We start from the raw sequence: 10556 nt of genomic DNA on the forward strand, positions 1-10556 counted from the left end.
GACCTGCACGTGCGCCTCGCGGCACAACGCGGCCGCCTGCTTCAGCTCTTCCTGCACTGTGCGGCTCGGGGCCGGCGGCAAGGCCGGCGCGACGGCGGGGCGTGCGGCCACTTGTGCCGGCAGTGCCTCGGGGCGTTGCGCGGGTGGCGGTGGCTGGGCCGGGTCGGCCGCGTTCTCGGGCACCACGTCCAGGCCCTTGCTGACGTCGATCCACACCCCCGCCAGGCCGCTGCTCCGCAGCTTGGCCAGGTCGGCCGGATCCCGGATCACGAAGCTGGTCTTCCAGAACGGGTGGTCCATCCACGGGCCGTCCAGCGCATGCAGGTGCATGCCCACGCGGACCTGATCGACGGTGATCTTTTTGAGCATGGCCGATAGCTTCACGTGCACGCAACAGCCAACTACGCGCGCACCATCCTCTCACTTGTGACTATCGGCCACTGGGCCGCGCACTGAAGGTGTCGGGCAAAAGAAAAGCCGCTGGGACAGCGGCTTGACTTGAGGGGCCCCGACATCGGGCATTACCAAGAACGATCAGCGGAACTTGGCGTGCGAAACCGTCTTCAGCTCGCCCGGCAGGCCCGACAGGAAGCCGGCGATCTGCTCGATCTCGCCTTCCGTCAGCGGCTTGGCCATCGAACCCATCGTCGCGTTGGCGCGGCCCACCATGTGGTTGCCTTCGGTCCGGTAGGCGCGCAACGACACCGTCAGGTAGTCGGCGTACTGGCCGGCCAGGCGCGGGTTGGCCGGGTCGGTGGTGTTGTTGAAGTTGGTGCCGTGGCAGGTCACGCAGACGGCCATGCGTTCTTTCAGGCTGGCCGGGATCTCGGCCTGGGCCGGCGCTGTGGCAGCGGCGTCCTTGCCATGGGCCTCGTAGTAGGCCGACAGGTCAGCGATGTCCTGGTCGGTGAGCGAGCCGGCGATGGCGCGCATCGTCGGGTGCATGCGGTCACCCTTGCGGTAACCCTCGAGCGCCGCGGCGATGTACTTGCCGTTCTGGCCCGAGATCTTGGGCACCTTGTAGATCTGCGGGAAGCTGGCCTGGTAACCCTCGATCCCATGGCAGCCAATGCACATGGCGTTCTTCTTCTCGCCAGCCTTGGCGTCGCCCGTGACTTGCGCCTGGGCCAGGGTGGCGGTGGCGACAAGCGCCGCGAAGAGGGAAATTGCCTTGATGTTCTTCATCGCCTGAGTCGAGGTCATTCGAGCGGATCAAGGATTATAGGGGCGCGCCTATACTCTTCCGGCCCACCCCACCCTCCCCTGCGCAACAGCCACTTTTCCCATGAAATTCGAAGGCACCGACAAGTACGTCGCCACCCCGGACCTGATGCTGGCCGTCAACGCCGCGATGACGCTCAAGCGACCGCTGCTGGTCAAGGGCGAGCCGGGCACCGGCAAGACCATGCTGGCCRAGGAGGCCGCCTCGGCGCTGGGGCTGCCGCTGCTCGAATGGCACATCAAGAGCACCACCAAGGCGCACCAGGGCCTGTACGAGTACGACGCCGTCAGTCGCCTGCGCGACAGCCAGCTGGGTGACGAGCGCGTCAAGGACATCCACAACTACATCGTCAAGGGTGTGCTGTGGCAGGCCTTCACGGCGGACCAGCCGGTGGCGCTGCTGATCGACGAGATCGACAAGGCCGACATCGAATTCCCGAACGACCTGCTGCGCGAGCTCGATCGGATGGAGTTCCACGTCTACGAGACGCGCGAAACAGTGCGCGCCAAGCACCGGCCGCTGGTCTTCATCACCTCGAACAATGAGAAAGAGCTGCCGGACGCCTTCCTGCGCCGCTGCTTCTTCCACTACATCAAGTTCCCGGACGCCGAGACGATGGGCAAGATCGTCGACGTGCACTTCCCGAACCTGAAGAAGGATCTGCTGGCCGCGGCGCTGAGGAGCTTCTACGACGTGCGCAACCTGCCGGGGCTGAAGAAGAAGCCGTCGACGTCCGAACTGCTGGACTGGCTGAAGCTGCTGGTGGCCGAGGACATCCCGGTCGAGGCGCTGCGCAGCCAGGACGACAAGGTCACGCTGCCACCGCTGGTGGGCGCGCTGTTGAAGAACGAGCAGGATGTGACGTTGTTCGAGAAGCTCGTGTTCATGCAAAGAAACAACCGCTGACTCGATGATCAACGTTAAACCTGTCACTTTGGAATGTGCGCCGGTTCGGCTGGTACCGCTGGGCTTCGAGCACGAAGAAGGCCTGAAGGCCGCGGCGGCGGATGGCGAGTTGTGGAACATCCGCGTGACGTCGGTGCCGGAACCGCAGAACACGCGCACCTACATCGCCACCGCGTTGGAGCATCGCGAAGCGGGACACCGCATGCCGTTCGCCGTGCTGGATTCGGCCACCGGCCGTGTGCTGGGCAGCTCCAGCTACCACGACATCGTGCCGGCGATTGACCGGCTGGAGATCGGCTGGACCTGGTACGCGAAGAGCGTGCAGCGCAGCGCCGTCAACACAACCGCCAAGCTGCTGTTGTTGCAACATGCATTCGACACGCTGGGCGCCAAGCTGGTCGGCTGGCGGACCGACAACTACAACTTCGCCTCGCAGCGCGCAATCGAGCGGCTGGGAGCGAAGAAAGATGGCGTGCTGCGCCACCACGGCGTGCGCCGCGACGGCACGGTGCGCGACACGGTGATGTACAGCCTGACCGCGGGTGAATGGCCTGAGGTGCGCGCGCACCGCGCCCAGCTCTTTCAGGATCGCCTCACGCAGCACCTGCGCCTCGGGGCTGCCCAGGCGCCGCGGGTGGGGCAAGGTGACCTCGAATCTGGCCTGGATCGTCGCCGGACGCGGTGACAGCACCAGCACGCGGTCGGCCATGTAGATCGCCTCTTCGACGTCGTGCGTGATCAGCAGCACCGTGTGGCGCTCTTCTTCGAGGATGCGCAGCAGCTCGTTGCGCATGCGCAGGTTCATCAACGCGTCGAGCGCCGAGAACGGCTCGTCGAGGTACAGGATCTCGGGCTTGACGATGAAGGCACGCGCCAGCTCGACGCGCTTCAACATGCCGCCCGACAACTCGTGCGGGTAGGCCGATTCGAAGCCCTTCAACCCGACCATCGCCGCGTAGTGGTCGGCCAGCGCGGCTCGCTCGCTGTGCTGGGCGCCATGGTCTTCGCCGTTGAGGCCGAACATCAGGTTCTGCTGCACCGTCAGCCAGGGGAAGACCGAGCCGTGCTGTGAGATCACGATGCCCTTGGGGCTCGGGCCGGCGAGCGGCGTGCCRTCGATCAGCACGCGCCCGGTATCGGGCCGCTCAAAGCCGGCGATGACGTTCATGAGCGTCGATTTGCCGCAGCCCGACGGGCCGACGATGGCGACGAATTCACCATCGGCCACCGTGAAACCAACGCCGCTGATCACAGGCAGCGTGGCGCCCTTGGCGCCCGCGAAGGCCTTGTGCACGCTGTCGACGACAACCTTGTTCTTCTTACCGGACATAGCGCCACTTCACCGTTTTCAGTTTCTCCAGCAGGCGCGTGATGCCATCCAGCAGCAGCCCGATCGTGCCGATGATGATCATCGCGGCGATGACCAGGTCGTAGCGGTTGCCGGCATTGCGCGAGTCCATGATCAGGTAGCCCAGGCCCGAACGCAGCGCGATCATCTCGGCCGCCACCACCACCAGCCACGCCACACCGATACCGATGCGCATGCCGACGATGATCTCGGGCAGCACCGCCGGGATCACGACCTGGCGGAACAGCACCGAGCGTGAGACGCCGAAGTTCGCGGCTGCGCGCAGGTAGCGCCTGTCGATGGTGTGCACGCCGGAGGTCGTCTGCACGATCAGCGGGAACACCGACGAGATGAAGATCAGGAAGATCGGCGACAAATCGCCCACGCCGAACCACAGGATCGCGAGTGGGATCCACGCGATCGGCGAGATCGGCCGCAGCATCTGGAAGATCGGGTTGAAGGTGCGGTAAGCGCCACCGACCCAACCCATCCACAACCCGAGCGGGATGCCCACCAGCACTGCCAGCCCGAAACCGAGGCCGACCCGGTACAGCGACGCGCCGATGTGCTCCCACAGTGTGCCGTCTTCGACCAGCTCCAGCGCGCCGGTCACCACGGCCCAGGGCGTCGGAAAGATCGCGCTCTCGGTCTTCACGACCACCGCCCACCAGATGGCGATGACCACCGCCAGCACCGCCAGCGGCGGCAACACCTTGCCCAGCCGCTCGCGCAGGCGAGCTTCGTTGCTTGCAGTTGCGCTCAACCCGCGCTCCTTCTCGTTCGCCGATTCATCTTGTCATCCACGCGCTGTCCAGCGCTTCCATCGCCATTGCAGCGTTTCCCAGCCCGGCGCCGGCTCTGGCGCGACCACCACGCTCATCTGCCCGCTTGCATGCGCGGTGCAGGCAAAGCTGTAGGTCGACGCCACCTCGAACGGCAGCCGGAAACTCTGCCCCGGCATGATCAGCACCGGGCCGAACTGTTGAGGCACCTCGTCCTGGTTGCGCAGCAGCAGCGTGTCGTTCAATGCCAGCGTCAGGTCGATGCGGTCGGGCAGGATCTCGACCTTGTCGCCGGCCATGCGGCGCGCCCAGGTGCCCTTCGGGATCTCGAACAGCTCATCGCGTGAATCGAGTGTGATCGGCGCGAACGCGGCCCAACCCAGGCCGGCGAGCAGGGCCAGCAACAGCAGGCCCGCGGCCCATGCAAAGAGGCGACCGACCCTCACCTCGAGGCCAGCAGCAACTTGAGGTCGTGGACGAAGTCCTTGGCCTCGTGGCCGTACGGCATCATCGCGCGCAGCCGGCCTTCGCGGTCGATCAGGTAGACCGAGCTGGAGTGGCTCATGCCGTAGCCGCCACCCGGCTTGGCGACCTTGTCCGCCGCCACGCCATAGCTCTTGCGCACCGCCGCCAGAGCGTCAGGGCTGCCGGTGCCACCGACGAAGCCCGGGTCGAACGCGCCCAGGTACTGGCGAATGCGAGTGACGTCGTCGCGCTCCGGGTCGACCGTCACGTAGACGACCTGCACCGCCGCGGCGTCGGCGCCCAGCGCCTTTCGGGCTTCGGCCAAAGTGGCCAACGTCGTCGGGCAGACCTCGGGGCAGTTGGTGAAGCCGAACACCAGCAGCACCAGCTTGCCGCGGTACCGCGCCAGCTTCAGCTCGGCCCCATCGGAGCCGCGCAGCGAAAACTCGGGCGCAGCCTGCGCCGGCTCGAACACACCGGCTTTCAGTGCCGAGGCGGCGTGCACGGCGGTGGAAAGCGTCAGCGCCAGCAGCAGGCCTGGCAGGTATCGGGACAGGACGTGCTTCATCACAAGCTGATCGGCGCCGCCTTGGCGACCTTGGCAAAACTCTCGTCCACGTACTTCTCGTAGGCCACGGGCGCCTTCAGCGTGCCGGCTTCGACTGACAGCTGCATCAGCTCATCGAACTCGGCGCGGATCATGCGCAGGTCACCGTAGGTCACGCGGTCGGTCGGGTTCTCCATCACGAAACGCAGGATGTTCGGATCCTGGTTGAAGAACTTGCGACCCGCGGCGATCGCCACCGCCTTGTCACGGTTGCCCTGCTGCTGGTCCAGCCATTGGCCGGCGCCGAGCACGTGGTTGACCAGGTCCTGCACCAGCGCGCGGTCGTCGCGGATCAACTCTTCACGCACAGTCAGCACGCAGCAGATGTAGTTGCGCCACTCGTCGCGCGTCATGCGCAGCGGCGTTGCGTAGCCGGCGCGTTGGGCCGCGGCGCCAAAGGGCTCGCCGGTGCAATAGGCGTCGACCGCGTTGGCATAGAGCGCCGCCGGCATGTCAGGCGGCGGCATCTCGACGATCACGATGTCTTTCGGCGTCATGCCCTCGCGCGCCAGCATCTTGCGCAGGAACAGGAAGTCGACCGCGAAGCGGCTCGGGATCGCGATGCGCTTGCCGGTCAGGTCCTTGAACTTCTTGTACGGCGAATCGGTGCGCACCATGATGACCGCGCCCGAGCGGTGGCCGAGCGAGACGATCTTGACCGGGATCTTCTTGTCGGACAGGTCCATCACCAGCGGCGCCAGCATGTAGGCCGCCTGGATGTTGCCGGTCATCAGCGATTCCTTGATCTCCGGCCAGCCGTTGTACTTGCTGTACTCGAAGGCCGGCGTGCCGCCGGCGGCACGGGCGGTGCAGGCCACCGGCAGCGTCAGGTTGCAAGTCACCGGCAAGCCGCCCACCTGCAGGACCTTGGGTCCTGCCAGCGCCGGCCAGGCCGGCAAAGCGGCGGCGGCCACGGCGCCGCGCAACAGCTGTCGGCGGCCGATATCCAGGCTCGATTCGCAGGATGGGGTCTGTTCGCGGGTCATGACAGCGCTTTCACCACAGGTGCGGATTGTGCATTCTCTCTCCCTCGCCGGCTCAGCGTGGCCCGCCCGCAGGCCCCGCGTCATACTGGCGGGCTCACGGTTGACCATTCCGTCACAACCCGCTCACCCGGAGCCCGCATGGCCAAGAAGAAGTTCAACATCGATGCACTGTGGAAGGTCGAACGCCTCGGCGCCCCCAGCCTCAGCCCCGATGGCGCCCAAGCCGTCTGCTCGCTCGCCCGTTACGACATGGCCGACAACAAGGGCCAAACGTCGCTCTGGCTGCTGTCCACGCTGGGTGGCCGGCCACGGGCCCTGACCCACGCCGGCGAGAAAGATGCCCAGCCGCGCTTTTCGCCACGCGCCGACCTGATCGGCTTTCTTGCCAAGCGTGAGCAAGAGGGCCAGAAGGACGAGGAACCGCAGTTCTACGTGATTCCGCCCGACGGCGGCGAGGCGCGCCGCGTCGGCCAGGTCGCCACCGGCGTCGAGGCGTTCAAGTGGTTCCCCGACGGCAAACGTGTCGCGCTGATCAGCTGGGTCCGGCCCGAGCTGCGCGGCGCCGCGGCCCAGGCCAAGGCGCACAWGGCCTACAAGGCACGCAAGGAGACCGGCTACGCGACCAGCGAAGCCACCTACCGCTACTGGGACCACTTCATCCCGCAAGGCCGTGTGCCGCACCTGCTGGTGCTGGACCTCGCCACCGGCAAGACCACCGACCTGTTCGAAGGCACGGCCTACGAGCTGAGCCGCGCCGACCCCGACGCCACCGCCTTCGACATCTCACCGGACGGCCGGCGCATCGTCTTTGCGCAAGACCCGTCGCCGACCAAGCCTGTCGACGCCCGCATGGCGCTGACCGAGCTGGACTTGCGCACCCGCCGCTTCACCGACATCGCCCGCGACCCCGAGTGGGACTTCGGCCACCCGAGCTACAGCCCCGACGGCGACCGCGTGGCCTTCACCGCCTCGCACCAGGAGCGCAAGCACACGATGCCGCGCCAGCTCGCGGTCTGCCCGCGCAGCGGCGGCCGCTGGGACGTGGTCAGCGCCGAGTGGGACCACGAGGTCAACGCCCCGCTGCGCTGGGAAGAAGATGGCCAGGCGCTGCTTTTCATTGCCGAGCAACGCGGCCGTTCGCACCTGTGGCGCTTCGACCTGGCCGACCGCCGCGCCGAGGTCATCGTCGAGGGCGGCACGCTGGCCAGCTTCGACAAGGCCGCCGGCACGCTGGTGACGCTGGGCGACACCGCTGACCACCCGGCCCGCCTGACCGCCCACCTGCCAGGCGAAGAGCCGCGCCGGATCGAGAACTTCAACGACACGCTGCTGAATGGCTTTGCCTTCGGGCCGCATGAAGAGCGCTGGGTCACCGGGGCGCTGGGCGACAAGGTGCAGGTGTGGCTGTACTACCCGCCGGGCTTCGACAAGAAGAAAAAATACCCGGTGCTGCACACCATCCATGGCGGGCCGCACACCGCGCCGGGCGACCACTGGCACTACCGCTGGAACTACAAGCTCTTCGCCTCGCTGGGCTATGTGGTGGTCAATGTGAACTACCACGGCTCATCGAGCTTCGGCCACGCCTTCCTGGACAGCATCACCCACCGCTGGGGCGAGCTGGAGCAACAGGACATCGAAGCCGCGACCGACTGGGTGCTGAAGCAGCCCTGGGCCGACCGCAAGCGCGTGTTCGCCAGCGGCGGCAGCTACGGCGGCTTCATGGTCGCGTGGATGAACGGCCATGTGAAACCCGGCCGCTACGCCGCCTACATCTGCCACGCCGGTTGCTACGACTGGACCGCGATGTTCGCCGACGACGCCTACTCATGGCATGCGAAGGAACTCGGCGCCTGGTACTGGGACGACCTGGCCAAGGTCAACTCACAAAGCCCGCACGCCTTTGCCGCGGCGATGAAAACACCGACGCTGGTGATCCACGGTGCTCTCGACTACCGCGTGCCCGACCAGCAGGGCCTGGCCTACTACAACACGCTGAAGGCGCGCGGCKTCGAGGCGCGGCTGCTGTGGTTCCCGGACGAGAACCACTGGATCCTGAAGCCGCGCAACTCCAAGCTCTGGCACGAAGAATTCTTCGGCTGGCTGGCCGCGCACGACCCGGGGCCGAAGAAGACCTGACCAACTCTCAGCCCCCCGGTGCATGGCCAACACCGGGGCTGCGGTTCAACCGGCGCGGCTGCGAAGCTCGGAAGCAGCCTCGCCGGCGGTTTCGTAGATGTGCGGCGAGAGCTTGCGCCGGCCCAACGCCTCGCCGAGCTTGGCGCGCATGAACGAGCTGGTGGTGAAGCGCGTGACGCCGAGGTAGTAGCGTTCGACGACGTCGCGCACCATCTCGGCATAGTCGTCCTCGACATCGCGGGCCAGCTCGAAGCCTTCGYAGTTGACGATGACATAGACCTTGTGCGCCAGCGGCTCGCAGACGTCGCGCACTTTCTGCCGGATGGCKGCGATGGTCTGCGCCGTCTTGACCTCGAACTTCTCGAAGTTCAGGAACAGGATGTTCTGCGCTTCGTCGTAGCTGAAGCGATCGTCGAAGGGCAGGCGCAACATGTCCTCGCGCAAGCCCATCGGCTCGTCTTGGAACAGGCGTGGGTCCATGGTCCGGAGCTCGTGCACGATCGGCTGGAAGGCCATGCGGTCGAGGATGTCGCGCTGCAAGTCGATGCCCGGCGCGATCTCCGTCAGCAGCATGCCTTCGCGCGTCAGCTCGAAGACGCAACGCTCGGTGATGTAGAGCACCGTTTGCCCACGCTGCACCGCGTAGGCGCCAGAGAACGTGCGGTGTTCCACCTCGTCGACGAACTTCGGCATCGTGCCGTCGAGCCCGATGTGCAGCGCGCCGCCGGCGATCGTCAGCTGCTGCTCGCCGGCTGAGAAGGTGCCGACAAAGACCACCTTCTTCGCGTTCTGGCTGATGTTGATGAAGCCGCCGGCGCCGGCCAGCCGCGGCCCGAATTTCGAGACATTCAGATTGCCTTGCCGGTCGGCCTGGGCCAGCCCGAGGAAGGCGATGTCCAGCCCGCCGCCGTCGTAGAAATCGAACTGGTAGGGCTGGTCGATGACGGCCTGCGGATTGACCGCCGCGCCGAAGTTCAGCCCGCCGGCGGGAATGCCGCCGATCACGCCGGGCTCGGCGGTCAGCGTCAACAGGTCCAACACCTTTTCTTCATTCGCGACACTGGCCACGCCCTCGGGCATGCCGATGCCCAGGTTCACGACGCTGTTGGGCCGCAGCTCCATGGCCGCGCGGCGTGCGACGACCTTGCGCGCATTCATGGCCATCGGCGTGATCGAGCCGGCCGGCACGCGCATCTCGCCGGCATAAGCCGCGCTGTAGGCCGTGGCGAAAGTCTGCTGGTGGTTGTCGGCTTCGGCGACGACGATGCAGTCGACCAGGATGCCGGGGATCTTGACCTGCCGCGGATTCAGCGATTGGCGGTCGGCGATGCGCTCGACCTGCACGATCACCAGCCCACCCGAGTTGCGCGCAGCCATCGCGATCGACAGCACCTCCAGCGTCAGCGCCTCGCGCTCCATCGTGATGTTGCCGTCGGGGTCGGCGGTGGTGCCGCGCACGATCGCGACGTTGATCGGAAAGGCCTTGTAGAACAGGTACTCCTGGCCGCCTATCGTCATCAGCTCGACCAGGTCGCCGGTCGTGCGCTCGTTGAGCTTGCCGCCGCCGAAACGCGGGTCGACGAAGGTGCCCAGGCCGACGCGGCTCAGGTGGCCGGGCTTGCCGGCCGCGATGTCGCGGAACAGGTGCGTGATGACGCCTTGCGGCAGGTTGTAGGCCTCGATCTGGTTGCCCACCGCCAGCTGCTGCAGCTTGGGCACCAGCCCCCAGTGGCCGCCGATCACGCGCTTGACCAGCCCGGCGTGGGCCAGACGGTTCAGCCCGCGTTGCTTGCCGTCGCCCTGGCCGGCGGCATAGACCAGTGTCAGATTGCGCGGCTTTCCGACGTTAGGCAGTTCATCCTCGCGGGCCAGGAACAGGTCCTCCAGCGCGATGGCCACCTGCTCGGCAAAGCCGATGCCGACGAAACCACCGGTGGCGACGGTATCGCCATCGCGGATCAGCCGCACGGCTTCGCGCGCCGACACCACTTTGCCGTGGCCGCGCAACTGGATCGCAGGCACCACCGGCGGTCTGGCCGTGCCCGGCGTGGTCAACGCGTTCACTGAACTGTCCTCCACACGGCGTGCTACTGGGCAGTCC

Annotated in this window: 10 protein-coding genes and 1 pseudogene; 3 read left to right on the top strand and 8 right to left on the bottom strand. The window is 66.6% G+C overall.

Annotation, left to right across the window (positions count from 1 at the left end; genetic code table 11):
- On the bottom strand, positions 1-369 hold a 369-nt coding region (locus tag AC1DYI_RS21125; RefSeq protein ID WP_477206100.1), incomplete at its 3' end, for a DUF3391 domain-containing protein.
- A gap of 165 nt (positions 370-534) precedes the next feature.
- Positions 535-1203, bottom strand: coding sequence for a c-type cytochrome (locus tag AC1DYI_RS21130; protein WP_477206101.1), 669 nt, complete (start codon positions 1201-1203; stop codon positions 535-537).
- Positions 1204-1285: 82 nt separating this feature from the next.
- Between AC1DYI_RS21130 and AC1DYI_RS21135 the strand changes: the two genes are divergently transcribed.
- Complete coding sequence (locus AC1DYI_RS21135) at positions 1286-2128, top strand: AAA family ATPase (protein WP_477206102.1); 843 nt, start codon at positions 1286-1288, stop codon at positions 2126-2128.
- A gap of 4 nt (positions 2129-2132) precedes the next feature.
- The gene (locus AC1DYI_RS21140; protein ID WP_477206108.1) at positions 2133-2813 is read left to right on the top strand and encodes a GNAT family N-acetyltransferase; all 681 of its coding nucleotides are present in this window, start codon (positions 2133-2135) and stop codon (positions 2811-2813) included.
- 150 nt (positions 2814-2963) lie between these two features.
- On the opposite strand, the pseudogene AC1DYI_RS21145 reads toward AC1DYI_RS21140, so the two are convergent.
- The 5 genes and pseudogenes from AC1DYI_RS21145 to AC1DYI_RS21165 form a co-directional block, all read right to left on the bottom strand.
- Positions 2964-3458, bottom strand: a pseudogene (locus tag AC1DYI_RS21145) (ABC transporter ATP-binding protein); the annotation flags it as partial.
- Positions 3448-4239: an ABC transporter permease gene (locus AC1DYI_RS21150; RefSeq protein WP_477206103.1), complete on the bottom strand. Its 792-nt coding sequence runs from the start codon at positions 4237-4239 to the stop codon at positions 3448-3450. The pseudogene AC1DYI_RS21145 and the gene AC1DYI_RS21150, both read right to left, overlap by 11 nt.
- A gap of 33 nt (positions 4240-4272) precedes the next feature.
- Positions 4273-4704: a cupredoxin domain-containing protein gene (locus AC1DYI_RS21155; protein ID WP_477206104.1), complete on the bottom strand. Its 432-nt coding sequence runs from the start codon at positions 4702-4704 to the stop codon at positions 4273-4275.
- Positions 4701-5291, bottom strand: a complete 591-nt coding sequence (locus AC1DYI_RS21160) for an SCO family protein (protein WP_477206105.1) — start codon at positions 5289-5291, stop codon at positions 4701-4703. Before AC1DYI_RS21160 ends, AC1DYI_RS21155 begins: the two co-directional genes overlap by 4 nt.
- A complete protein-coding gene (locus AC1DYI_RS21165; protein ID WP_477206106.1) occupies positions 5291-6316 on the bottom strand; it encodes an ABC transporter substrate-binding protein in 1026 nt (341 codons plus the stop codon). Before AC1DYI_RS21165 ends, AC1DYI_RS21160 begins: the two co-directional genes overlap by 1 nt.
- Positions 6317-6454: 138 nt before the next feature.
- On the opposite strand from AC1DYI_RS21165, the gene AC1DYI_RS21170 reads away from it, so the two are divergent.
- The gene (locus AC1DYI_RS21170) at positions 6455-8455 is read left to right on the top strand and encodes a S9 family peptidase (RefSeq protein WP_477206107.1); all 2001 of its coding nucleotides are present in this window, start codon (positions 6455-6457) and stop codon (positions 8453-8455) included.
- Between the two features lie 45 nt (positions 8456-8500).
- Here the strand turns inward: AC1DYI_RS21170 and AC1DYI_RS21175 are convergent, their stop codons facing one another.
- Complete coding sequence (locus AC1DYI_RS21175) at positions 8501-10510, bottom strand: acyl CoA:acetate/3-ketoacid CoA transferase (protein ID WP_477206109.1); 2010 nt, start codon at positions 10508-10510, stop codon at positions 8501-8503.
- Between the last annotated feature and the right edge of the window lie 46 nt (positions 10511-10556).

It is taken from the genome of Ideonella sp. P3_A4 (genome assembly GCF_056403075.1).

What these genes read in the sequence shown, in the direction of transcription:
- AC1DYI_RS21140 (WP_477206108.1), top strand. Translation starts at nt 2,133, where the DNA reads ATGATCAACGTTAAACCTGTCACTTTGGAATGTGCGCCGGTTCGGCTG.
- AC1DYI_RS21160 (WP_477206105.1), bottom strand. Translation starts at nt 5,291, where the DNA reads ATGAAGCACGTCCTGTCCCGATACCTGCCAGGCCTGCTGCTGGCGCTG.
- AC1DYI_RS21130 (WP_477206101.1), bottom strand. Translation starts at nt 1,203, where the DNA reads ATGACCTCGACTCAGGCGATGAAGAACATCAAGGCAATTTCCCTCTTC.
- AC1DYI_RS21165 (WP_477206106.1), bottom strand. Translation starts at nt 6,316, where the DNA reads ATGACCCGCGAACAGACCCCATCCTGCGAATCGAGCCTGGATATCGGC.